Source organism: Paeniglutamicibacter psychrophenolicus, from assembly GCF_017876575.1.
Taxonomy (GTDB): domain Bacteria; phylum Actinomycetota; class Actinomycetes; order Actinomycetales; family Micrococcaceae; genus Paeniglutamicibacter; species Paeniglutamicibacter psychrophenolicus.
The window spans coordinates 1,210,306-1,234,767 of the sequence record NZ_JAGIOE010000001.1; the positions used below are offsets into that span (position 1 = coordinate 1,210,306).

Genomic DNA, 24,462 nt, shown 5'->3' on the forward strand with positions numbered 1-24,462 from the left:
AATGCAAAAAGCCGCGTCGGGAATCCCTGAGGGGTTCCCGACGCGGCTTTGCGGTGGGCGGTCCTAGACGGCCACCTTCGCGCCTTCCTTGCTTGCCATGGCCTTGCCGATGCGAGAGGTGCTGTTGAGCCAGTTGGCGGTCAGCGCCGCCTGTGCGGCGGAAAGGTCTTTCGCAATTAGCGCCTTGGCGATTGCCGAGTGCTCGGTTGCTGCTCGTTCGACGCGGTCCTTTGCTCCAACGAAGAACTTCTCGTAGCGCCGCAGGGCAACCTTGTGCGAGGCGATGGTTTCCAGAAGCCGCCGGTTGGGGCATTTGGAGAGCAGAAGCTCGTGGAAATCATCGTCGTGGCTGTTGACCTCTTCGGCCAGGGCCTCGGTGGCGGTGAATGCCTGCGCTGCAGCCAGGATCCGTGGCGCAATCACGTTCAGCTCGTCCGCGGGACTAAGTTCCAGCCCGAGGCACTCGAGGGCGGCAATGATCTGCACGGCCTCGGCGAAATCGCGCTCACTGATGGGAGCCCAGCGGAAGCCCTTGCCGGAAATGCGCGTAATGACACCCTGCTGGGTTAGTGAAATGAGCGCTTCGCGCAGTGGAGTCCGACTGACGCCGAGATCGGCGGAGAGCGTTACCTCGTTGATGCTCTCGCCCATATCGAAATCGCCTGCGCCGACGCGGTTCATGATTTCTGTTTCGATCTGTTCGCGCAGTGATTGGCGTTGTATTGCCACTGTCGCCCCCTGGTTCTCGATAGATGAAGCACCGGATTTGATCACCTCTATTGTACTAGAGACTGGGTTCAGTATACTGTATACAGAAATATGGGAGGAAGTTCACGCATGAACGTGACCATCGGCTTGATTGTGAACCCGGTCGCCGGTCTTGGCGGCCGTTTGGCCCAGAAGGGCAGTGACGCCTCGGATATCCGCGATATGGCCGAGCGCGCGGGGATCGATTCCCTGGCTGCGGAACGGGCCGGGCAAACGGTTCGCCGGCTGATGGACGGGCTGGAACCATCCCGGGTTGCCGTGCGGATCCTTGCAGGTGCCGACGAAATGGGTGCCGATGCGCTCGACACCGGCACGCCCCATGAAACCGTCACTTCCGACGTCGTCCACCCCGGTGCCTCGAGTTCCGACGACACCAAATCAATGGCTCGGAACATGGCGGACCAAGGTGTCGACTTATTGCTCTTTGCCGGGGGAGACGGCACTGCCCGCGACATCCTCGACGCCGTCGGAACCCGCGTCCCCGCGCTGGGCATCCCCGCGGGCGTGAAGATCTACTCCGGCGTATTTGGCCTGACGCCTTCGGAAACCGGCGCGTTGGCCGCGGGTTGGCTGGCCAACCCGAACCGGTGCAGCGATGAACGCGAAGTCGTCGACATCGACGAGGACGAACTGCGCCAGGGCCTTGCGACCCCCAGCCTCTATGGGACGCTACGGGTCCCCTCGGACTCCCGCAGGCTCCAGCCCCGCAAGTCCGGCAGCCCCGCCTCCGACGCCAACGCGGCCCGGTCGTTGGGCATTGCGTTCGCAGCCACCATGGTCCCGGACCGGCAATACGTGCTCGGCCCGGGAAGCACCACCATGGCCATCGGCAGCGCACTGGGTTTGGAATTGACGCGGCTGGGAGTTGACGTCATCTGCAATGGCCGGCTCATGGCCGAGGACGTCGACGCCGAAACATTGAACTCGTTGGTCCCCGCGGAGGGGGCCACCATCGTTGTCACCCCGCTGGGGCAGCAAGGTTTCGTCATCGGGCGCGGCAACCAGCAAATCGATCACCGCGTGCTGCAACGCAGCGAGCTGAGAATCGTTGCCACGCCCTCCAAAATGATTTCCCTGGGCGGGCGACCGCTCTGGGTTGATTCGGGACATCCCGAACTCGATGCCACGATCTGTGGCTACACCAAAGTATTTACCGGAGCGAAAGCCGAAGTAATTTATCCCATCAGCAATTCAGCTGATGCCCAGGTTCGAGCCTAAACACCACAAGGAGCAGTTCATGCGTTTGAAGGACAAGTCTGCAATCGTCACCGGCGGCGGATCCGGCATCGGCCGGGCCACGGCACTGGCCATGGCTGCCGAAGGCGCCAACGTCGCGATCTTCGACATCAATGAAGAGGCGGCAAAGGCCGTTGCCGCCGAAGCCGCGGCATTTGGCGTCAAGTCCCTGGGCCTGGCCGTCAACGTTGCACTGGATGAAGACGTGAAGCGCGGGGTCGCCGCGGCCGCGGCCGAATTCGGCACAGTCAACGTCCTGTTCAACAACGCAGGCATCATCCGCCGCGCCAACGTCATCGACACCACCCTCGAGGAATGGGACCAGGTCATGGGCGTGAACGTGCGCGGCCCGTTCCTGCTCTCCAAGTACGTGATCCCGCTGATGATCGCCGACGGCGGCGGTGCAATCGTCAACACCGGTTCCGGCTGGGGGCTGAAGGGCGGCGGCGATGCACTGTCCTACTGCACCTCCAAGGCAGCCGTGGTGAACATGACCCGCGCCCTGGCCATCGACCACGGACCGGACAACATCCGCGTGAACTCGGTGAACCCTGGCGACACCAACACCCCGATGCTGCGCGAGGAAGCCCGCCAGCTGTCCCAGGCCGAGGCCGCCTTCCTGGAGGAGTCCAACGACCGCCCGCTCAAGCGCATGGGCACCCCCGAGGAAATCGCCGAGGCCGTCATCTGGCTCGCCAGCGATGCCAGTAGCTACGTCACCGGCGCGGCACTGGTTGTCGACGGTGGCGGCATCGCCTAAACAACGCATGCAAGACGGAATGCCGCCGTGCGAAGCCTAGCTTCGCACGGCGGCATTCTTTACGTTCCCCTCGTCGGGGGTACGCGAGGACCTAAAATTGTAGATGCCTACGTTAGCCGAGGACCGCGGCGAAGCTGGTTTGCGAAAGTGGCTCCAGTTGCCCGCTGTGTTTCGAGAGGAACCAGTGCATTCTTTCACTCGGTAACAGTAGGCTCCTCGAGAGCTCCAACTAGTTGGACTTTTTTGTGATAGTCGAAGTGACTCTTGACCTGTTCCGAGACATCAATGTTCCTCAGTTTGATTTCACTCGGTGTGAAGCCCGTGAGACCGGCTGGGGATTGTCCTGCCTCGGCGACTTTGTAGGCAACTTTTAGGACGCCGTCATCGGTCGAATGGTAGTTGTAAACCGCATCGTCAACCGCTGCGGTCAGGGTGTGCCAGTCGCTCTTGGCTCCGATAGCAGCACCCAGAAGATGGAGGGCTTCGATCCGTGGACCATCGGGTTTGGTTCCCAAGGCCTGAGCAGCGAGCACCATTGCCCTGGCGCCGAGGCTATGGCCCACCAGCACATAGGATTCCTCGTTGGTTCGGGCGAGCAGGTCGGCCAAAATGGCGCCGGTTTTCTCAGCACGATTCTTGGCGACGTGCCAGGGGTTCTTGGCCAGTTCGACAACGACCATGGCTGGCGCGAGCGGACCAAGCGTCCTAACGGCCCGCTTTGCGGCTTGCGCTGCGACCTTCTTCAGGGCGGCTCCGATGGCGAATCTTGCTGCTGCGTCGCCACCGAGGAGTCCCAGGTCTTTGAGTTCCTTGGCGCCCCAGTGGACCCGATAGACAGGTGAGTCAGGGTATCGCTGAGTGATGATTTCCCGCCACTCTCCCCAACCTTTCCCGGTCTTGCTGAGGAAGCCATTGCAGACGACTACCGGTACACCTGTTCCTCCGCACAGCATTTCGATATGGAACGACTTGTCTTCCTGCACATAGGCGTTCGCAACAGTGGAACCCAGCACGCCACCCAGAGCGGCTCCAATTCCTGTGACTACGGCAGTGCCTCCGGCCATGCCCAGTCCTCCGGCGGCAATCGCCCCGCCTCCTAGGAACGCAAGCCCATAACTGGTGGCGGCTGCGCCGGAGTAACCTCCTACGAGCACGCCGACAGCACCTCCGATGGCAGATGCGCCGAAATAAGCGAACGGCGTGGCTAGTGCGATTCCAGCACCAGCGAGACCAACAACTTTAACGGCACGAGCAAGGTTGGGTTTGTCGTATTTGAGGAACTGTTCGTAGTCGTTGAGTGCCCCCATTTTGCTGTTTGCCTTGGCGAAACCGGGGGTTTTATGAAGGTGTTCGGCGCAGTACCGCTGTATTAGGACAGCACCTTGCCCTCGCGTGGCCATGTTTCTGCAACCAAGCCCTGCGCATGGAAGGGTTGGCGATCCGCAGTCATCACACAGATAGGCAGGCAGCTGGCCCAGCGGCCGCTTCGCCTTAATATGGTTGTGCAGACCGAAGCAGGCAGAACACCAGCCGTGCTTCTTCTCAGTCGTGAGTTCGTCTGCCACGCCGACGATCCACTCCGCCGTCTTGCGGTGCGCCTCCGCTCGCTTCTCGGCGTTCTTCTGCTGCTGTTGATCAGGCAGGTTGACCGCGGCATACCTGTCCATTGCAAAAGCCCATGCGCTGTTTACCAAAGCGCGGTTGTTCCCGAGCCCGACTTTTTCGAAGGTGGGCTCTTCACCCGTAGTGTTGCCGGTCAGTGTGAGCTTTTGGCCACTAGGCGAAACGATCTGACATTGAATCTGGTTTCCCTCAAGGACGCGGGCGACAACCTTCGATTTCTGCATGCTGTCATATTCTCATGCGCAGGTCGCCGCGATGCTCATCAACCAGAGCGGGCGCGCCTTACCCAGCGAGGTGTGCATCGAGCTCGTGCAGCACGGCCACCCTATGTCAGTCTGGCGCGTTACGGGCGTGATAGATCCAATCGATTCGATAGCAACCGGTCGGAAACCATGAACCCAAGAAATTGTTCAGCGGATAGGCGCCGCGGGTTGCCTGGGTTCATGACGCTTGCGGGGCTCATCCGAGTTGACGGATTCAAACGCCTGATGCATCAGCGTTTGCCACAATCTATTCACTTCTGGCTTGACTGGGGGAAAGGCTGTCAGAGTTATTAGCAACGTGAGCCCAGACATGGCGATACCCATGTGGGCTGCCGCCGGGAACCCGGCGACAGCCCACATGGGTTATCCGTTAGTCATCTATCTGGTTAGCCCACCGAAACGGGTTCTTCAGCCAACGTCGCCTCGACGCCGCTGAAGTACTTCTTCTGGTACGAGCGCCAGGTGATGGCCCAGCGTGCTGGATCGTCCAGGTCGTCGTGGTCGATCTGGTGGACGGTCTGGTTGTGCGGGGCTGAACGCACCAGCTCGGGGTTCTCCCGGGCCTCGGTGGCGACCTGTGCCAGCGCCGCGACGTACTCGTCGATTTCGGTCTTGGAGTACGATTCGGTCGGCTCCAGGGTGAACGGCTGCGGGACCAGGTACGGGTGGTGGCTGGTCCAGTAGTGCATGCCGTAGTCGCTCATGCGGATGCCGATTTCCTCGGAGCTGATGCCGGTGTCCTCGAACAGTTCCTGCCAGGAGTAGCGGACCTGCTCGATGCGGTGCTTGCCCGTCGCGTACGGTGCGCTGGCGCCCGGGATCTGGCGGACCAGCGCCAGCAGGTAGTTGTTGTTCAGCACGGCGATCTCGGCGACCTGGCGCAGGCCGGAGGCGCCCAGTGCCATGATCCAGGCGTAGGCGCGGACCACGTTCGGGGCGACGCCGAAGAACGGCGCAACCTTGCCGATGGACTTCTCGCCGCCGTAGTTCACGGTGAAGCCGGCGTCGGTCTTTTCGATGCGCGGGTTGGGCAGGAACGGGGCCAGACGTTCGGAGACGGCGCTGGCGCCGGCACCCGGACCGCCGCTGGCGTGCGGGGTGGAGAAGGTCTTGTGCAGGTTGAAGTGGCACAGGTCGAACCCTGCATCCGAGGCGCGGGTGATGCCCAGGATGCCGTTGGCGTTGGCCTGGTCGTAGGCTGCAAGGCCGCCGGCCTCGTGGACGATCTGCACGAACTCGCGGATCTTGTGGTTGTAGATGCCCGTGTCTTCGGGGTTGGTGATCATCAGGGCCGCGGTGCGCGGGGAAACCGCGGCGCGCAGCGCCTCGATGTCCGGGTAGCCGTTGGCGTCCGGCATCAGGGTGATGACCTTGAAGCCGGCGGCCTTGGCACAGGCGGCATTGGAGGGATGGGAGAAGATCGTGGTGATGACCTCGTCGCGCACCTCGCCCTCGCCGTTGGACTCGTGGAAGGCGCGGATCATGGAGATGTTGGCCCAGATCGCGGCGGAGCCGCCCTGGGTTTGCAGGCTGACGGCGTGCATGCCGGAGATCTCGGCGATCGCCTGCTCGGTGCGCCAGAAGATCTCCAGCACGCCCTGCAGCGAGGCCTCGTCCTGCAGCGGGTGCAGTTCGGCGAGCTTCGGGGTGCGGATGATCGTCTCGTTGACCTTGGGGCTGTACTTCATGGTGCAGGTGCCCTGGCCGATGTCGACGTTGAAGTCGGCTCCCAGGTTCTCCTGGCTGATGCGCAGGTAGTGGCGCACCACGCGCATCTGGGCCAGTTCCGGAAGCGCGGGGGCGCTGGCGCGGCGCAGCGAGGACAGCTGGTCCTCGACGGCGCCCAGGGCCTCGACGGCGGCCGGCTCGGCCTGGGAGACCAGGATGCCGCGCTCGCCGGGGGTGCTGAGTTCGAAGATGATCGGCTCATCCCAACGGGCCTGGTGGAACCGGCGGTGGGCTGGCTTGGGGCTGACTGGAAGGGCCATTGTTACTTCTCCTTCAGGAAATCGGTGAGGGCTGAGACCAGGGTGTCGATGTGTGCCGTGGTGATGCGTTCGGTGACGCAGACCAGCAGGTTGTGTTCGCCGATGACCACGCCGGGCTCGATGTTCAGTGCGCGCAGGGCGGTGACAACCTCGGCCGCGGTCTTGCCCGAGGCCGAAAGGTCGAGCACGAATTCGCGGAAGTGCGCGGCCGAGTCGCCGAGTGAAACGCCGTCGATGCCGGCGAGCTGCGCCTGGGCGTAGGCGGTGCGTGCCAGGACGGTGTTGCCCAGGTCGGACATGCCGGTCGGGCCCATCGAGGCCAGGTAGACGCCGGCGGCGATGCCCCAGAGGGCTGCGGCGGTGCCGACCCATTCCTTGCCTTCTTCACGCAGGGCGAAGGAGGTGCGGTCCCAGGCGACGTCGCCGAAGCCGTACTCGCCCTCGACGGAGGTGCTGGCCAGGCCGAAGAGGCGCGAGGGCATCTCCATGATGAACTTCGGGTCGTCGTGCACCGCGATGAAGCCGCCGCGTCCGCCGCCGAACCACTGGTGGATGCCCAGGGACTGGATTTCGCCGCAGACGATGTCGGCTCCCCAGTCGGCCGGGGGAGTGATGCTTCCGTAGGCGATCGGGTCGGTGCCGACGACCAGCAGCGCGCCGGCCTCGTGGGCCAGGTCCGCGATCACCTGGCCGGAGGTTTCCAGCCCGCCGTGGAAGCTGGGGGTCTGGATCCAGACCGCGGCGGTGTCGGCGTCGAGCCGTGCGGCCAGGGCAGCGGTGTCGACCAGGCCGTTGACACTCGGCACAAAGACCAGCTCGGTGTGGCTGCGCACGTAGTCGGTGACCTTGGAGACCAGATCCGGGTTGGTGTCGGAGGCGACGATGATCTTCGAACGTCCGGTGATGCGTCCGGCCATGGCCAGCGCCGTGGCTGTGGCCTGCATGCCGTCGTAGGTCGGCACGTTGACCACGTCCATGTTGAGCAACTCGCCCATCATGGAGGTGTACTCGAACAGTGCCTGGAAGCGGCCGTGGTCCTCGTAGGGCTCGCCCGCGTAGGCGGTGAGGAATTCGCTGCGGTTGATGACCTCGTCCACGACGGACGGGACGTAGTGGTTGTAGACGCCGGCGCCCAGGAAGCTGATGACCTCGCGGGTGCTGCGGTTCTTGTTCAGCAGCCCGGTGACGTGCTCTTCCAGTTCGGCCTCGGCAAGGAACGGCTCCGGGAGGTTCAGCAGGCCCTTGACGCGCAGGCTCTGGGGAATGTCTTCGTAGAAGTCCTCGATGCTGGTTGCTCCGGTGACCGCGAGCATTTCCTCGATGACCGAGGGAACCGTATTGGGAATGTAGGGGTGAACTGTGGAATTTTGCATGGAAGGTCGCCTCCTGCTTTTGTCATGACCCGGCACATTCCCTGGGGGCGCAGCGCGGGATAACTTTGATGAAATTCTGTATACAGTGCACATTATGCGGAATTGTTGCGAGAGTCAATTGTGACCCACGCCGCTCCTCGGGCGGGGCCGGGGCCCCGTGCGAGGAGCTCGGAGGGGGCCCCGGGCCTGGGGTAGTCGCGTGTGTCATTTTGGTTGGATTTGATGGAAAAAGTCCGAAAACTATCCCAAATGTTTTGAATACTGTGTACAGTGTCGTCAACTAACGAGGTCTTCCTGACGACAAGGAGCTCCAAATGTTCAAGCCCATGAAGCTGGCCGCACCGGCCATCGCCCTTGCCCTGTTGACCGGCTGCGCCGGCGGCGGAATTCCCGCGCAAAGTGGCGCGACACTCACGCCGGATGCACAAGTGTCAGGCGAAATCACCGTCTGGAGTTGGGATGTCGCCGCGACCGCGCTGAAGCGGCTGGCCACCTCGTACTCCGCCGAGCACCCCGGCACGACCGTCAAGGTCGTGGACATCGGATACGACAACGCCTACGACAAGATGTCGGTTTCCCTGCAGGCCAACAGCGGGCTGCCCGACGTCGTCACCGTCGAAACCGACCGGATGCCGGCCTACGTCACCCAGTTCCCCAAGGGATTCACCGACCTGGCGCCATTGATTGACAACGCCACCAAGGACTTCGACCCGTCGAAGATCGCCGCGTCATCCGACAAGGACGGGCGCCTGCTGTCCCTGCCATGGGATTCGGGAACCGTCGGACTGTTCGTGCGCACCGACTACTTCGCCGAGGTGGGCATCGACCCGGCCTCGATCAAGACCTGGGACGAACTGGTGACCGCCGGTGAAGCCATCAAGAAGAAGACCGGCCACACACTGATCTCCACCGATCTCTCGGGCGGCGGCATCTTCTCCATGCTGCTCCAGCAGCAGGGCAAGGGCACCTTCAACGCCGCGGGCGACATCGACCTGAACTCGCCGGAAGCGGTACAGGCGCTGACCTTGATGAAGACCATGAACGAGAAGGGCCTGCTGCACAACGTCAAGGGCTGGGACGGACAGGTCACCGCGGCCAAGGACGGCAAGTCGGCAACCAACCCCGAGGCCGTTTGGTGGATCGGCACGCTGACCGGCGAGGCCCCGGAGCTCTCCGGGAAGTACGGCGTGCAGCCGCTGCCGGCGTTCACCGACGGCGGCGGAACCACCTCCAACAATGGCGGTTCGACCCTGGCCGTGCCCACACAGGCCAAGAACCCGGAACTGGCGGGCTCATTCGTCAAGTACGTGCTGGCCAACAAGGACAACCAGGTCTCGATGATGAAGGACGAGGGCTTGTTCCCGTCCTACCTGCCGGCGTTCACCGACCCGCTCTTCGCCGAACCGCAGAAGTACTTCGGCGGGCAGAAGGTCTACCAGCTCTTCGCCGAGCAGACGGCCAAGATCCCCGCCGGCACCACCAATAGCGACAGTGCCAAGGCAGGGGACATCGTGGCCAATGCCGTGGTTTCGGCCGTGCTCAACGGGGCAGACCCGGAGACCGAGCTGAAGTCCGCCGCCGAGCAGATCGCCACCGCTACCGGCCGCAAGATCGCCCAGTAACCATGACCACCACGTTGACGCGGCCCTCCGCACCGAAGGAGGGCCGCTCCTCGGCCCGCTCCGCAGCAGGCCGGGCGGCGCGGCGGGCCGCCCGCCGCCACCGTCCCGGATATTTCTTCATCGCCCCGGCGCTCGCCCTTTTCGCCCTGTTCTTCATCTATCCGCTGGTCTCGTCGTTCATCCAAAGCTTCCAGTCGATATCCGGCGGGGAAACCAGCTGGGTGGGCCTGGCCCAGTACCAGCGGTTGTTCGACGATCCGCTGGTGGCCCAAAGCCTGTTCAACGTCTTTTTGATCCTGGTCATCCAGGTGCCGCTGATGGTGTGCATCGCTATTGCCCTGGCCTACATCCTGAACCAAAGCTGGGTGCGCTTCCGGACCGGGTTCCGGGCCATCTACTTCCTGCCCGCGGTCACCACGCTGGTGGCCTACTCGCTGGTCTTCAGGGTCATGCTGGCCACGGACGGGGGCGCGGCAAACCAGATGCTGGGCATGTTCGGGATGGACCCGATCGACTGGCTCAACTCCGAGGGCTGGGCGCGGGTGGCGCTGATCGCCTCCATCACCTGGCGCTGGACCGGCTACAACATGATCATCATCCTGGCAGGCCTGCAGGCGATCCCCGCGGAGCAGTACGAGGCCGCCCGGATCGACGGGGCCGGCCGCTGGGCGGTGTTCTCCAGGATCGTGGTGCCGCAATTGCGCCCGGTGATCCTGTTCAGCTCCATCACCTCGACGATCGGCGCACTGCAGCTCTTCGACGAGAACTTCATCCTGACCGGGGGAGGACCCAACAATGCGACCCTGACCCCGGTGCTGTACCTCTACAAGGTCGGCTTCCAGCAATTCGACTTCGGCTATGCCTCGGCCATCGCCTGGCTGGTCGTGGCCATCATCGCCGTCATCTCCGTTATCCAATTCCGAATCATGAGGGAAAAATCGTGATGCAGACCCTGCGCCGTTCCCCGCTCTACGTGCTGCTGGCCTTGGGCGCCGCGGTGTCCCTGGTCCCGTTCCTGTGGATGGTCATCGCCTCGACCCACACGACGGCGGAGATATTCTCCACGCCGATGCCGCTGCTGCCCGGGGGAGAGCTGTGGACCAACCTGGCCCGCCTCCAGGCGGAGACCGGCTTTGCGCGGGTCATGCTCAACAGCGTGCTGGTGGCCACCCTCTACACCGTCTTCTCCTGCATCGTCAGTGCCATGTGCGGGTACGGGCTGGCCAAGTACCGCTTCCGCGGGCGGGGCCTGATGCTCGGCGGGGTGCTGCTGACCATGATGATTCCCGGCCAGGTGCTGCTGGTGCCGCTGTTCCAGATGATGGCCAGCGTCGGGTGGATCAACAGCTTCCAGGCGCTGATCCTGCCGTTTTTGGCCAACGCCTTCGGCATCTTCCTGATGCGCCAGGCCTTCCTCGATTTCCCCGACAGCCTCATCGAGTCCGCGCGGATCGACGGGGCCAGCGAGATCAGGACGTTCTACCGGATCGTGCTGCCGGTGGCCCGGCCGCAGCTGGCCGCCCTGGTGATCTACACCTTCATCAGCCAGTGGAACTCCTTCATCTGGCCGCTGCTGATGCTCAACAGCGAGGAAAAGTACACGCTGCCGGTCGCGCTGAACACCATGGTGGGGCTCTCCCGCGTCGACTACTCGGGGCTGATGCTCGGCTCGCTGCTGGCCACCCTGCCGCTGCTGATCGTCTTCCTGCTCTTCCAGAAGCAGTTCATTTCCGGGCTCATGGGCGGAGCGGTCAAGGGGTAGCCGGTTGCAGGCGCGCCGGCCGCTGGCTGGCCGGGCCGGGAGACCTGTGGGGACGACGATGTCAGGCGTGTGAAAAATGCATGCCGCCGCGCCGCCCGACCAGGACCGCTGACAGGATAATTCCCAGGACGGCGAAGACGCTGGTCATCCACCACGTCGAAGACCAGCCGCCGGTGCTCATGGCCAGCCAGGCCACGACCATCGGGCCGGTGAAGTTGCCGACGTTGTAGATCTGCTGCATCAAGCCCATGGCCGCTGGGGCCGAACCGCCCTCCGGCGCCAGATCCACCGCCATCCGGGTATTGGTCGCCGGGATCATGGCCCCGGAGAAGGAGAAGAACCCGACGCAGGCGACCTGCCAGGCCAGCCCGCCGGGAACCGGCGACCAGTCAACGGCAAAGGTCGCCAGGCCCGCCGCGGCCATCAGCACGAAAGACAGGAACAGCAGGGCCCGGGCCGGGGCCCCGCGCTGGAGCAGCATGCCGGTGATGATGGCGCCGACCCCGTTGAGCCCGCCGACAACGGCCGACAACACCCCGGCGTGCGTGCCGCTCAATCCGCTGTCCCCGTAGAGAGTGGGCAGGAACCCGACCACGGCCATCCACTGGACGGTGTAGCAGCCGAAGACCACCCCGGCGATCCACACCTTGGGCGAACGGGCGGTGATGCCGATACGTCCGGCCGCCGCCCTGGCCCCTCCTGCGCCGGCGGGCTGGTCCTTCGGGACCAGGCGCAGCACCAGCGGGATCGGCACCAGGCTGACGGCGGCCATGACCCACCACCACGCCTGCCACGTGCCGACCTGCAGGAAGTAGGCACTGGCAATCAATCCCACGAAGGTCGCGGTGCCCTGGTAGGCGCTCCAGCAACCAACGGCCATGTTGACGCGGCGAAACGGTGCATGGCGGCGGATCAGGCCCGGGCCCACCACGGTGGCCACAATGAACCCGACGCCCTCGATGGCCCGCGAGGCCAGCAGGGTGTTCGCGCCGATGGACAGGGCGCCAAAGATCGACCCGGCACTCAGGAAAACCAATCCCAGCAACAGGGTCCGGCGCTCGCCGATGACCTCGGCCAACAGGGACACAGCCAGGCCGCCGACCATGCCGGCCACCTGCACGATGCCCAGCAACACCCCGGCGGCAAGCAGGGACAGGCCCAGGTCCTCCTGGATCCTTGGAAGTGCCGCGGGCAATTTCCAGATATGCAGGGCAGCGGTGATGCCGGCAACCACCACCACGATCCATGCGGCGTTGCCGCTGGCGGTGCTTTGGAGGCTCGGTTGGGTCAAGGTCAATGGAACAGGTCCTTCGGTGGTCAGCTGATCGGATTCTTCCATCTCAGCGACCGGAACACGAAGATAAGTCGCCGCGAGCAGGACGGCGGACAACGACCCGGAACATGAATCGGCAAGGAACGCTGTCGGATTCCTTCAAGACCACGGACCTGCCCGAGGAGTTCAATGGAACGGCAAGCAACCATCCACGCCACCAAAGGAAAGCCGATCATGTCCCCGGAACCAACAACCACGGCAGCAACCGGAAAGCACACGACCAACGGGGTGCCGAACGGCTACACGTCGCTGACGCCGTTCATCGTCGTTGAGCCGGCGCAGGCAGCCATCGAGTTCTACCGCGAGGTCTTCGGCGCCACCGTGCTCTCGGTGATGCCAGGTGCCCCGAAGGAGGACGGCAGCCCCACCGTCTCGCATGCGGAACTCGACTTCGGCAACGGCTTCCTGCAGCTCTCGGACCCGCAGCCGGGATACGGGTTGGTCGTGGCGGATGCGCAACACACCAACAATTCCATCGCGGTTTACGTGCAGGACGTTGACGCCGTCTTCGCACGTGCGCTGGAACGCGGAGCCACCGCCGTCGAGCAGCCCGCCGACTTCGTCTCCGGGGACCGCTTCGCCACCTTCGTGGATGCGTTTGGGCGCCGCTGGAACGTCATGACCCGCGTGGAAGACCTGTCCCGGGAGGAATCCGAGCACCGGGTCACCGCCTGGCTGCAGACCTTCAACGCCTCGGGCACCGAGTAGCGAGATCGCGGCACGGCTCAGCTGCCGACGGACCCGGCCTGGACCTGCCGCACGTATTCTCCCGGGCTCATCCCGGTCACGCCGGCAAAGTCCCGGGTGAAATGCGCCTGGTCCGCATAGCCCAGCGCGTGGGCCAGGCGCGCCAGGTTCGGGCCCGTGCCCCGGCCCATCAGCGCAGCGGCCTCCTGGAGCCGGCGGCGCTGCAGCAGCCACTTCGGCGTGATGCCCATGCGGGTGTGCACCAGGCGCTGGAGGGCCCGCTCGCCGATCTGCCAGTGTTCGCACAGCTGCGCCACGCGCCCGATTCCCGGGGTGGATTCGATGTCCGCGCAGATCCGGTTCAACAGCAGTCCTTCGGCGTCCATGCCGGTCGGGAGCCGTTCCACCAACCAGTCCTCGAAGATCGCGATGGCGCTGCGCTGTTGGTGCTCGATGGTTCCCTCCGCGTGAAGGGCCTCGTGGATGGCTCCGGCGCAGTCAAGCCCGCAGTCCAGGGCAGGGATCGAGCCGTCCACCAGCTCCGGAACGGGAATGTTGCACAGCAGGGCGCCGGTGCCCGGCCGCAGCAGCACCCCGAACGCGCGGCCCGATCCGGACAGCCGCTTGAGCGAGAGCCGGGTGACCGGCCCGTAGAGCGTGCCGATGCCGTCCTCGATGGCGAGGTTGCATCCCGGGTAGGAAAGGATGCGCTGTTCGTGGTTTGCCCCGGCCGGGATCTGCCAGGTGGGGAGCCAGTAGTGGACCACCAGCTCGCGCAGCGCCGCGGAAGGTTCGAGGCGGGCGACGTGCGCCGTTCCTTCGCCTGTCGGTTGCAGCGGTCCGCGCGGGGTGTCCATGGATGCCATTATGCTGCCACGGCACGGCGAACGCCGTGGTTCGGCGCAAGAAAGCCGGGGGACGCGGTGCCGTTTCGCCCCGATCGGTCCCCGATGCAGCAGACTGGAACCATGAAGAACTTGCGTACCCAGCACACGCTGCACATCCAACTCCATGGCTCAGAACCGGCCATCTGGCGGCGCATCGAGGTCGACGGATCCATGACGCTGGAGCGTTTCCACGAGGTGCTGCAGGGAGCGTTGGGCTGGACCAACTCCCACCTGCACCTGTACATGGACCGCAATCCTTTCATCCGGGGCCAGGTGGCGCCGGGCGAGCAGCCGACGACCTGGCTGATGGCCAACAGCATCGAGGACGGGCTGGAGGGCGAGGACGAAACCGGCTCCACCCTCACCGAGGCACTGGCCCGCTCCGGCGGCACGCTCTGGTACGAGTACGACCTGGGCGACAGCTGGATGCACCTGATCACCGAGGAATCCTCCCGGCCGCTGGACCCCGCGGCTCCCGAGGCCCGCGTGCTCGACGGCGCCCTGCGTGTTCCGCTGGAAGACTGCGGGGGACTGGGCGGCTGGTACGAGATGCTCAAGCTGTCCCGCGTCCCCTCGGCGAACCCCGACCGCAGCTACATCGTGGACTGGTTCAGGGCCCACTTCGGCTACTTCACTCCCGTGGATCCCGAGGCCTTCGATGCGGGAGCGGCGAACATGCGGGTGCGCCTGCTGCTCGGCGGGATGCCCCAGGACACCGCCACCGGAAAATGGCTTTCCACCCTCCCGGTGTACGCTTCGCTGGTGTTGGCCGAGTTCCTCCACAGCCTGGGAATCGACGTGTTCGCGCATCCGGCGCCGGCGCCGATGCCCGAGGATGCACCGCGGGCCATGGCCTCGATCCTGTGGTGGATCGCTGCCTGCGAAGGCACGGGCCTGCCGCTGACCGCGGCCGGCTACCTGTCCCCGTCCGTGCTGCCGGAGGTGATCGCGGGGATCGGCTGGGAGCACGAGGACTTCGTGCAATTCGGCGGCAAGACCGAGGTGCACCTGCACGGCATCCACGATTTCCGGTTGATGCTCATGGAAGTCGGCCTGCTCAAGGCCCAGGGCAGGAAGCTGGTGGCCACGCCCGCCGCGCTGCGCGTGGCCAGGGACCCGTCCGCGCTGTGGGCACACCTGGCCAAGCGCGCCAGGAATTCCATCCGTGACAAGGTCAGCTACGATGCGACGATGCTGGCCCTGCTGGCTGCCGCCGGGGCGGGGGACGCGGACACCAAGGCCATCGAGGCGCGCACCAACGAGGGCATGCGGCTGCTGGAATACGTCCACCACGACGGGCGCACCATCGAAGACGGCGACTTCAACCGGCTCGGGGACAGGTACACGGCCCTCACCAAGGCGTTCCGCATGGCGGTGCTGGAAAACGGCAACAGGGGCCGCGCGCCCGGGCTCGAGCGGGCCTTCGCGCTGGCCGTGCTGCGTTCCTGATCGCTCCACTGTACGACCAAGGCCCCGGGGCCTCCCAGAAACGGGAGGCGCCGGGGCCTTGTTTGTGGTGCGCGGCTGCGCTACTGCACGTGGGCACCGGAGGCGGACTCGACCTTGTGCGCGGTGCGGCCCAAAAGGTGCGTGGGCACCTTGTAGGTTTCCTTGGCGGTCAGCGCGGAGATCGAGGCAATCAGCGCGATCGCCAGGGTGAACAGGCTGATGACCACCCAGCCGCCGGGCTCCAGGCCGCCGAGGGCCGCAACGATGGACGGGGCGAAGCCGGCCATCAGGAAGCCGAGCTGGGTGCCGATGGCCAGGCCGGAGAAGCGGACCTGGGAGGAGAACATCTCGGCGTAGAAGGAGGGCCAGACGGCATTGGCCGCGGCGTAGGCGCAGGAGAAGACCAGCAGCGAGAGTGCGAACTGCAACAGGGTGTTGCCCGACTCCATGGAACGCAGGTAGAACGGCATGAACGCGGCCGAGGCCAGGGCCCCGTAGATGAACACCGGCTTGCGGCCGATCCGATCGGCCAGCTTGCCGAAGAACGGCTGGGTGAACAGTGCCCCGACGTTGCCGGCAACCACCAGCCACAGGGTGACCGACGGATCCATGTCCCCAACGGTCTTGCCGTAGGAGATGGCCAGGGTGCCGTAGACGGTGGAGACCGCTGCGATGAAGGCGCAGAAGACCACGCGCAGCACGTCGCGCCAGTGGAAGCGGATCAGCACGCCCAGGGGCAGCTTGGCGATCTCGTTGTTCTTCTTGGCCTTCTCGAATTCCGGGGTCTCGTGCAGCGAGCGGCGGATGAAGAAGGTGACGATGACGACGACCGCGGAGAGCCAGAACGGGATGCGCCAGCCGATGGTGTACTTGAACTCGTCGGGCATCGCGACCACGGGAATGAAGATCAGCGCGGCGAGGATCTGGCCGCCCTGGGTGCCGGTCAACGTCCAGGAGGTGAAGAAGGAGCGTCGGTCATCCGGTGCGTGTTCCAGGGTCAGCGAGGAGGCGCCGGCCTGCTCGCCGGCGGCAGAGAGGCCCTGCAGCAGGCGCGCGAGCACCAGCAGGATCGGGGCCAGCCAGCCGACCTGGTCGAAGGTGGGCAGGCAGCCGATCATGAAGGTCGCCGCGCCCATCAGCACCAGGGTGAACATCAGGACCTTTTGCCGCCCGATCCTGTCCCCGAAGTGGCCCAGGATCACCGCGCCGACGGGGCGGGCGACGTAGGCGAAGCCGAAGGTCGCCAGCGACATGACCGCGGAGTTGGCATCGGCGTCGGGGAAGAACACGTGCGGGAAGATCAGTGCGGCGGCGGAGCCGAAGATGAAGAAATCGTAGTACTCCACGGCGCTGCCCATGAAGCTGGCCAGGGCGGCCTTGACCGGCGTCCTGCCCCCGGTGCCGGGCGCGGGTTGCGCCGTTGTGTGATCGGTGTTTGGCATCGGATACTCCTAGGTAAGACGGGGGCATTGGGGAGATGAACGGCTATTTGTGCGCATTGCGTACAGTTGTACGAATTGCGTACAACCATTAGAGTAGAGCTAAATCACATCCATGACAATCCCCATGCAGGAAATCCCACGGACCGGAGCACTCATGAGCACCACCACGCAGTCGTACCTTGTAGGCCTGATCGGGGACGGGGTCATGCCATCGCTGACGCCTCCCATGCACGAGGCCGAAGCGGACGCGCACGGATTGCGCTACCTCTACCGCCCCATCGACCTCACCGAGATCGGCAAGGAAGGCAAGGACGTCGGGGAGCTGCTGCGCGCCGGGGCCATGCTGGGATTCAACGCCTTCAACATCACCCACCCCTGCAAGCAACTGGTGCTCGAGCACCTGGACGAGATCAGCGAAGAAGCCCGCGCCATCGGTGCGGTGAACACCGTTCTCATCCGCGACGGGAAGTTCCACGGCTACAACACCGACGCTTCCGGCTTCACCTACGCACTGGCCAACGGCCTGCCCGGTGCAGCCCTGGACGCGGTGCTGCAACTCGGAGTCGGCGGGGCCGGCTCCGCGGTCGCCTACGCCTTGCTGGCCTCCGGGGCCAAGGAACTCTTCCTCGTGGATCCCGAACCCTCCCGGGCCACCGAACGCGCCGACACCCTTACGGCCCAGTTCCCCGAGAGCACCATCACCGCCCACACCCCTGCCGACGTTCCCGCCCTGCTGCCACGGGCCAGCGGCGTGCTGAACGCAAGCCCCATCGGCATGCACCACCACCCGGGTGTGCCGCTGGATGTCACCGGCCTGAACGCCGGCCACTGGGTGGCGGATGTGATCTACCGGCCCGTCGACACCGAACTCCTGAAGGCCGCCCGGGCCCTGGGCTGCCAGACCCTCGACGGCGGGCACATGGCCGTGGGCCAGGCGGTCGACGCCTATCGCATCATCACCGGACTCGCCCCCGAGGCGCCGCGGATGCGCAACCACCTGCTTGAAATGCTGGAGGCGGGCCTGTAAATGCGCACCTCCATCGCCACCGTCTGCATCTCCGGCACGCTCGAGCAGAAGATGCTCGCCTGCGCCAAGGCCGGCTTCGACGGCATCGAGATCTTCGAGCAGGACCTCACCGTCTCGGCCATGTCCCCCGAGGAGGTCCGCGCCCTGGCCGACCGCCTGGGCCTCACCCTGGATCTCTTCCAGCCCTTCCGCGACTTCGAGGGGGTCGATGGGGCAACGCTGGCCGCAAGCCTTGCCCGCGCCGAGGCCAAGTTCAAGCTCATGAACAGGCTGGGCATCGACACCATCCTGCTGTGCTCCAACGTCGGCACCGCCACCATCAACGACGACGAACTGTTCGCCACCCAGATCCGTGCCCTGGCCGAGCTTGCCGCCGCGCACGGGGTGAAGATCGCCTACGAGGCCCTGGCCTGGGGCAAGTACGTGAACACCTACCTGCATTCCTGGAAGATCGTGGAACTGGTGGACCACCCCAACGTGGGCCTCTGCCTGGATTCCTTCCACATCCTCTCCCGCGGGGACGACCCGGCGGGCATCGCGGACATCCCGGCCGAGAAGATCTTCTTCGTCCAGCTGGCCGACGCCCCGGTGCTGTCCATGGACGTGCTCTCCTGGTCGCGGCACTACCGCGTGTTCCCCGGCGAGGGCGGCTTCGAGCTCGATAAGTTCATGGGGCACCTGGTCCGCTCGGGCTACGACGGGATCGTCTCGCTGGAGATCTTCAACGACGTCTTCCGCCAGTCCAACGTCGAGCGCACCGCCGTGGACGGGATGCGCTCGCTGATCTGGCTGCAGGACCGGGCCATCGCGCACCTGGGCGACGGCGCGGCCGATTACCCGCTGGGGATCGCGGCGCTGCCCGGCGCCCAGGCCCCCTCCGGCTTCGACTACGCCGAGATCCGCACCGAGGACCCCGAGGCCGTGGCCGGGATGCTGGCCCAACTGGGCTTCACCTTCCGCGGCCAGCACCGCCGCAAGCCGGTCACGCTCTGGAGCGCCGGGGACGCCCGGATCATCATCAACACCCAGCGCAGCCGCGGGATCACCGCGGAGGTCTCCGGCTTCGGCATCCAGGTCCCCGACGCGGCCCTGGGCACCCGGCGCGCCACCGCGCTGAAGGCCCCGGCCGTCCCTCGCCACCACACCGTGGACGAGCAGCCGCTGCACGGCTTCACCGCCCCGGACGCGACCGAGGTGTTCTTCGGGACCACCTCCGCCGAGCCGGCCTGGGCCCCGGAGTTCGGCAACGGCAGCAAACCCGCGGACACTTCCCTGGTGACGGGCATCGACCACATCAACCTGGCCCAGCCCTGGCAGGCCTTCGACGAGTCCGTCCTCTTCTACACCTCCGCGCTGAACCTTCAGGCCCGCCCGGGCACCGAGGTCCCCAGCCCCATGGGCCTGGTCCGCTCCCAGGTGCTGCGCACGGCCGACGGCGCGGTGCGCCTGGCACTGAACATCGTGCCGCACGGACTGGAGAACACCACTGACCGCGCCCCGGGGTATCCCGAGCACATTGCGGTGCACACCGATGACATCGTCACCCTGGCCCGCCACGCGGTGGGAGCGGGCATGGAGTTCCTGGCCGTCCCGAACAACTATTATGAGGATCTGGCGGCACGGTTCGGACTCGACGAGGCCACGCTGGGGCAGCTGCAGGAACTGAACCTGCTCTACGACCGCGACGAGCACGGGGAATTCCTGCATTTCTACACCGAAACCGTGGGCACCATGTTCCTCGAGGTCGTCGAACGCCGCGGCGGCTACGACGGCTACGGGGCACCGAACGCCCCGGTGCGGCTTGCCGCGCAGTTCGAGCGCAACCGCCTGACGACGCACTAGGGAAGAACAAAGGGGAATGGTGAGCCATGGCCGAGCAGCCTGACTACTACGTGAAGTCGGCGGAAAAGACGCTGGCGGTGCTGCTGGCCTTTGACGCCGGACACCAGTCGCTGACCGTCACCCAGGTGGCCGAGGCCATTTCCGTCTCGCGCGCCGCGGCCCGCCGCTTCCTGCTGACCCTGGTGGACCTGGGATACCTGGAGGCCGACGGCAACGCCTACCGGCAGACCCCGCGGGTGCTGGACATCGGCGCCTCCTACCTTTCCGGGCTGACCCTGCCGCAGGTGGCCCGCCCGCACCTGCAGTCGCTGGCCGTCGAGCTGTCCGAGACCACGGCATTGTGCGTGCTCGATGAGCAGGACATCCTGTATGTGGAGCGCATCAGCAACCCGCGCCTGCATTCGATGAATGTGTCCATCGGCAACCGGCTTCCGGCCTGGGCCACCTCGATGGGCCGGGTGCTGGTCGCCGAGCTGCCCGAGGCCGCGCGCGAGGAATTCCTGGCCAACGCCCAGCTGCGGAACTACACCTCCAAGACCGTGGCCAGCATCGGGCAGCTGCGTGCCGAACTGGACCTGGTGCGCGCGCAGGGCTGGTCGCTGGTGGCGCAGGAACTCGACGAGGGGCTGCGCGGGCTGGCGGTTCCCGTGTACCGGGGCGCCCAGCTGCTCGGTGCCCTGAACGTCTCGGTGCAGCCCGGGCGCATCGGCTCGACCTCGATCACCGAGGAGATGCTGCCGCTGATGCGCCGGACCGCCAAGAACATCGCCGACGACTTCGGCGGGCGCACCGCGGCACGCAACTAGGGGCGCAGCGCCGGCCCGCCACCGGCCTCGCTGCACCCCAAGGCGTCGTTTTCGAAGGTGCTACCGCGGTGCCGGCACCTCCGCGGCCTTGGCGGCCAGGCGCAGCCAGGTGTCAACGACGGTGTCCGGGTTCAGCGACACCGAATCGATGCCCTCCTCGACCAGCCACTGCGCGAAGTCCGCGTGGTCGCTGGGGCCCTGCCCGCAGATTCCCACGTACTTGCCGCGGGCCTTGGCCGCGGCAATCGCCATGCTGAGCACCTTCTTGACCGCCGGGTTGCGCTCATCGAAACCGCCGGAGACGATGGCCGAATCCCGGTCCAGGCCCAGCACCAGCTGGGTCATGTCGTTGGACCCGATCGAGAAGCCATCGAAGTGGTCAAGGAATTCATCGGCCAGCAGCGCGTTGGACGGCAGCTCGCACATCATGATGACCTCAAGCCCGTTCTCGCCGCGGCGCAACCCGTTCTCGGCGAGCAGGTCGATGACCCCGCGGCCCTCGGCCAGGGTGCGCACAAACGGGATCATCAGCTTGACGTTGGTCAGCCCCATCTCGTTGCGGACAAAGGACAGCGCCTCGCATTCAAGATCGAAGCAGTCCCGGAAGGATGGTTCCAGGTAGCGCGAGGCCCCGCGGAAGCCGAGCATCGGGTTTTCCTCGTGCGGCTCGTAGGCCCGCCCGCCGACCATGTTGGCGTACTCGTTGGACTTGAAGTCTGACATGCGCACGATCACCGGCTTCGGTGCGAACGCTGCGGCAATCGTCGCCACGCCCTCGGCCAGGCGCTTGACGTAGTAGTCGCGGGGGCCGTCGTAGGCGGAAATCAGTTCGCGGATTTCCACGGCAATCCCTGCCGGCTGGTCCTCGAGGTTCAGCAGCGCCTTGGGGTGGATGCCGATCTGCCGGTTGATGATGAATTCGAGCCGGGCCAGGCCCACCCCGTCGTTGGGCAGCTGGGAGAAGGCGAAGGCCTGCTCCGGGGTGCCGACGTTCATCATGACCTTGATCGGTGCTTCGGGCAGCGTGGCGATCTCGGTTTCCTCGAGGCTGTAGTCCAGCAGCCCCGCGTAGATGAATCCGGTCTCGCCCTGGGCGCAGGAGACGGTGACCTCGGTGCCGTCGGCGAGTTCCTCGGTGACGTTACCGGTGCCCACCACCGCCGGGATGCCCAGCTCGCGGGCGATGATCGCCGCATGGCAAGTGCGCCCGCCGCGGTTGGTCACGATGGCCGAGGCCCGCTTCATGATCGGTTCCCAGTCCGGGTCGGTCATGTCCGCGACCAGCACGTCGCCGGTCTTGAATCCGGCCATCTGGTCGATGGAGCTCAGGATGCGCACGGCACCGGAGCCGATGCGCTGGCCGATGGCGCGGCCCTCCGCGAGCACCGGGCCGCTCTCGTTGAGCTTGAAGCGGCTCAGCCGGCCGGCGGCGCGGCGGGACTGCACGGTCTCCGGGCGTGCCTGCAGGACATAGATCTCCCCGTCGATCCCGTCCTTGCCCCACTCGATGTCCATGGGGCGCCCGTAGTGCTCCTCGATTGCCAGGGCATGGCGGGCGAGCGTCTGAACGTCCGCGTCGGTGATGCTGAAGCGGTTGCGCAGCGGGGCTTCCACCGGCACAAAATCAATGGTCCGCCCGACCTCCTCGCTGGCCGTGTACACCATCTGCAACGCCTTCTCGCCCAGCCCGCGCTTGAGGATGGCCGGGCGCCCGGCACGCAGGGCCGGCTTGTAGACGTAGAACTCATCGGGGTTCACCGCACCCTGGACCACTGCCTCGCCCAGGCCGTAGGAGGAGGTCACGAAGACCGCGTCCTGGAATCCCGATTCGGTGTCCATGGTGAACATGACGCCCGAGGCCCCCACGTCCGAGCGCACCATGCGCTGGATCCCGGCGGAGAGGGCGACCTCGGCGTGCTCGAACTTGTGGTGCACGCGGTAGGCGATGGCGCGGTCGTTGTAGAGGGAAGCGAACACGTCCTTGATGGCCAGCAGGATGTTCTCGATGCCGCGGATGTTCAGGAAGGTTTCCTGCTGTCCGGCGAACGAGGCATCGGGCAGGTCCTCGGCGGTGGCGCTGGAACGCACGGCCCAGGACAGGTCCGCGGATCCGCCGTGCTTGGCCACCAGTTCCTGGTAGGCGACGCGAACCTGGGACTCGAAGGCCGGAAGGAACGGCGTCTGGCGCATCATCTCGCGAATTTCCTGGCCGGCGGCGGCCAGCGCGGTGACGTCCTCGACATCAAGGCCCTCCATCCGCGCAACGATCTTGCGGTCAAGGCCCGAATCGGCAAGGAAAGCGCGATAGGCGTCGGCGGTGGTGGCGAAGCCGTCGGGCACCTGGACGCCGGCCGATCTCAGGTTCTGCACCATCTCGCCGAGGGAGGCGTTCTTGCCGCCCACCTGGTCCAGGTCGCCGAGTCCGAGTTCCGAGAACCACAGGATGTCTGTTGTCATGGTCATTGCTCCTTTGCAAATGCTGACATGCGTTGGTACTGCCTCGTGCGCGAAGTCCATCGGCCGGAGACGTTCTTTGTCCACTGTGACAGGTTTACAGCGATTTCCACTAGGTGACGTGTGCCATATTGACGTGGCAAGGGAATTGCCTAGTGCTTCAGCCGCATCCTCTGCAAGATGGTCGCCGCCATCTCCTCGACCGACACGCTGGACGAATTCAGGTACGGGATTCCGTGGGTGAGGTACATGAGCTCGGCGCTGCGCAGCTCGTAGCTGCACTGCCGCAACGAGGCATAGGCGGAGTCCCGCCGGCGTCCGGTGCGGATCTGGCTCAGCCGCTGCGGCGTGGAAGTAAGTCCGAAACATTTCTCCGCAAACGGTTTCAGGGGCTCGGGCAGCCCCTCCCTCTCGAAGTCCTCCTCCACCAGCGGGAAATTTGCCGCGAAGATGCCGTGTTGCAGTGCCAGGTACATGGTGGTCGGTGTTTTCCCGCAGCGTGACGGGGCCACCAGGATGATCTGGGCCTTCTCCAGGGCCCGCAGGCTCTGGCCGTCGTCGTGCTCCATGGCATACTCGACGGCAGTCATCCTCGATTGGTACCTGGCGGCATTCCCCAGGCCGTGCGCCTGTCCCGGCTTGCCACTGGCAGCGGCGCCCAGCGCCCCCTCGAGTTGCCAGATATGCGTCCCGATCAAATCCACCACGGTGGCCCGGCAGGTGGCCAGGGTCAACCGGATGTCACCGCCGACCACCGTGGAAAAAACGATCGGCAAGACCCCCCGGGCGGCCACCGCATCAACGGTGCTCACCACCGCCTGCGCCTGCTCGACGCTGGTGATGAACGGAATCGTGGTGCGGTCAAAGGTGCTCTGGGGGAACTGGGTGAGCAGTGTGTTGCCGAGTGTTTCCGCGGTGATTCCGGTGCTGTCCGAGAGGAAATAGACGGGGCGGGAAACCGGTTCAACGCCGCCGGGATTTTCGATATTGCCCAACATGCATCTCCTTTTTTCCCCATCATTGCAGATGACCCCTAATTCCGGGGCCCCACCGCAAGACGCAGTGAGTAAGGGGATGTCCAAGAGCTGAACGTGCGGGCAAGCGGCTCTATCCAACGTCATCTTTTGCCCGAGGCAGCAC

19 protein-coding genes are annotated in these 24,462 nt (G+C 65.4%); 10 read left to right on the forward strand and 9 right to left on the reverse strand.

Features of this window, described 5'->3' with window-relative positions:
* Window positions 1-63 precede the first annotated feature (63 nt).
* The gene (locus tag JOF46_RS05255; protein ID WP_209906353.1) at window positions 64-774 is read right to left on the reverse strand and encodes a GntR family transcriptional regulator; all 711 of its coding nucleotides are present in this window, start codon (window positions 772-774) and stop codon (window positions 64-66) included.
* A 63-nt stretch (window positions 775-837) separates the two neighbouring features.
* Here JOF46_RS05255 and JOF46_RS05260 point away from each other — a divergent pair, with 63 nt between their 5' ends.
* Window positions 838-1,986 (forward strand): ATP-NAD kinase family protein, encoded by a 1,149-nt coding sequence (locus tag JOF46_RS05260; RefSeq protein ID WP_209906354.1) that lies wholly within the window; start codon window positions 838-840, stop codon window positions 1,984-1,986.
* A 19-nt stretch (window positions 1,987-2,005) separates the two neighbouring features.
* The gene (locus JOF46_RS05265; RefSeq protein WP_209906355.1) at window positions 2,006-2,764 is read left to right on the forward strand and encodes an SDR family NAD(P)-dependent oxidoreductase; all 759 of its coding nucleotides are present in this window, start codon (window positions 2,006-2,008) and stop codon (window positions 2,762-2,764) included.
* A gap of 194 nt (window positions 2,765-2,958) precedes the next feature.
* Here JOF46_RS05265 and JOF46_RS05270 read toward each other — a convergent pair whose 3' ends face one another.
* From JOF46_RS05270 to gcvPA, 3 genes are all read right to left on the reverse strand, one after another.
* Window positions 2,959-4,611: a DUF726 domain-containing protein gene (locus JOF46_RS05270; RefSeq protein WP_245348016.1), complete on the reverse strand. Its 1,653-nt coding sequence runs from the start codon at window positions 4,609-4,611 to the stop codon at window positions 2,959-2,961.
* 425 nt (window positions 4,612-5,036) lie between these two features.
* Window positions 5,037-6,638 carry an aminomethyl-transferring glycine dehydrogenase subunit GcvPB gene (gene gcvPB, locus JOF46_RS05275; RefSeq protein WP_209906356.1) on the reverse strand — a complete coding sequence of 534 codons (1,602 nt, stop codon included), beginning with the start codon at window positions 6,636-6,638 and terminating at the stop codon, window positions 5,037-5,039.
* A gap of 2 nt (window positions 6,639-6,640) precedes the next feature.
* Window positions 6,641-8,011: an aminomethyl-transferring glycine dehydrogenase subunit GcvPA gene (gcvPA, locus tag JOF46_RS05280; RefSeq protein ID WP_209906357.1), complete on the reverse strand. Its 1,371-nt coding sequence runs from the start codon at window positions 8,009-8,011 to the stop codon at window positions 6,641-6,643.
* A gap of 314 nt (window positions 8,012-8,325) precedes the next feature.
* On the opposite strand from gcvPA, the gene JOF46_RS05285 reads away from it, so the two are divergent.
* From JOF46_RS05285 to JOF46_RS05295, 3 genes are read left to right on the forward strand one after another with little or no spacing between them, the layout of a single operon-like run.
* The gene (locus JOF46_RS05285) at window positions 8,326-9,633 is read left to right on the forward strand and encodes an ABC transporter substrate-binding protein (protein WP_209906358.1); all 1,308 of its coding nucleotides are present in this window, start codon (window positions 8,326-8,328) and stop codon (window positions 9,631-9,633) included.
* Window positions 9,634-9,635: 2 nt separating this feature from the next.
* On the forward strand, window positions 9,636-10,577 hold the full coding sequence (locus tag JOF46_RS05290) for a carbohydrate ABC transporter permease (protein WP_209906359.1): 942 nt from the start codon (window positions 9,636-9,638) through the stop codon (window positions 10,575-10,577).
* Window positions 10,577-11,395: a carbohydrate ABC transporter permease gene (locus JOF46_RS05295; protein WP_209911587.1), complete on the forward strand. Its 819-nt coding sequence runs from the start codon at window positions 10,577-10,579 to the stop codon at window positions 11,393-11,395. The genes JOF46_RS05290 and JOF46_RS05295 overlap by 1 nt, the downstream gene beginning before the upstream one ends.
* 61 nt (window positions 11,396-11,456) lie before the next feature.
* Here the strand turns inward: JOF46_RS05295 and JOF46_RS05300 are convergent, their stop codons facing one another.
* Window positions 11,457-12,692 (reverse strand): MFS transporter, encoded by a 1,236-nt coding sequence (locus tag JOF46_RS05300; protein WP_245348017.1) that lies wholly within the window; start codon window positions 12,690-12,692, stop codon window positions 11,457-11,459.
* Window positions 12,693-12,857: 165 nt separating this feature from the next.
* Between JOF46_RS05300 and JOF46_RS05305 the strand changes: the two genes are divergently transcribed.
* Window positions 12,858-13,436 (forward strand): VOC family protein, encoded by a 579-nt coding sequence (locus JOF46_RS05305; RefSeq protein WP_425355033.1) that lies wholly within the window; start codon window positions 12,858-12,860, stop codon window positions 13,434-13,436.
* Window positions 13,437-13,453: 17 nt separating this feature from the next.
* On the opposite strand, the gene JOF46_RS05310 is transcribed toward JOF46_RS05305, so the two are convergent.
* On the reverse strand, window positions 13,454-14,272 hold the full coding sequence (locus JOF46_RS05310; protein WP_209906361.1) for an AraC family transcriptional regulator: 819 nt from the start codon (window positions 14,270-14,272) through the stop codon (window positions 13,454-13,456).
* A gap of 111 nt (window positions 14,273-14,383) precedes the next feature.
* Here JOF46_RS05310 and JOF46_RS05315 point away from each other — a divergent pair, with 111 nt between their 5' ends.
* Window positions 14,384-15,751, forward strand: a complete 1,368-nt coding sequence (locus JOF46_RS05315; protein ID WP_209906362.1) for a plasmid pRiA4b ORF-3 family protein — start codon at window positions 14,384-14,386, stop codon at window positions 15,749-15,751.
* Window positions 15,752-15,831: 80 nt separating this feature from the next.
* Here the strand turns inward: JOF46_RS05315 and JOF46_RS05320 are convergent, their stop codons facing one another.
* Window positions 15,832-17,193, reverse strand: coding sequence for an MFS transporter (locus JOF46_RS05320; protein ID WP_209906363.1), 1,362 nt, complete (start codon window positions 17,191-17,193; stop codon window positions 15,832-15,834).
* 154 nt (window positions 17,194-17,347) lie between these two features.
* Here JOF46_RS05320 and JOF46_RS05325 point away from each other — a divergent pair, with 154 nt between their 5' ends.
* Genes JOF46_RS05325 through JOF46_RS05335 form a run of 3 tightly spaced genes read left to right on the forward strand, consistent with a single transcriptional unit; the run spans window position 17,348 to window position 20,868 of the window.
* Window positions 17,348-18,220, forward strand: a complete 873-nt coding sequence (locus JOF46_RS05325; protein ID WP_209906364.1) for a shikimate dehydrogenase — start codon at window positions 17,348-17,350, stop codon at window positions 18,218-18,220.
* Window positions 18,221-20,062: a bifunctional sugar phosphate isomerase/epimerase/4-hydroxyphenylpyruvate dioxygenase family protein gene (locus JOF46_RS05330; protein ID WP_209906365.1), complete on the forward strand. Its 1,842-nt coding sequence runs from the start codon at window positions 18,221-18,223 to the stop codon at window positions 20,060-20,062.
* A 26-nt stretch (window positions 20,063-20,088) separates the two neighbouring features.
* On the forward strand, window positions 20,089-20,868 hold the full coding sequence (locus JOF46_RS05335; RefSeq protein ID WP_209906366.1) for an IclR family transcriptional regulator domain-containing protein: 780 nt from the start codon (window positions 20,089-20,091) through the stop codon (window positions 20,866-20,868).
* 60 nt (window positions 20,869-20,928) lie between these two features.
* Here the strand turns inward: JOF46_RS05335 and ppsA are convergent, their stop codons facing one another.
* Together ppsA and JOF46_RS05345 are read right to left on the reverse strand one after the other, a co-directional pair.
* A complete protein-coding gene (gene ppsA / locus JOF46_RS05340) occupies window positions 20,929-23,325 on the reverse strand; it encodes a phosphoenolpyruvate synthase (protein ID WP_209906367.1) in 2,397 nt (798 codons plus the stop codon).
* Window positions 23,326-23,474: 149 nt separating this feature from the next.
* On the reverse strand, window positions 23,475-24,320 hold the full coding sequence (locus tag JOF46_RS05345; RefSeq protein ID WP_209906368.1) for a pyruvate, water dikinase regulatory protein: 846 nt from the start codon (window positions 24,318-24,320) through the stop codon (window positions 23,475-23,477).
* Between the last annotated feature and the right edge of the window lie 142 nt (window positions 24,321-24,462).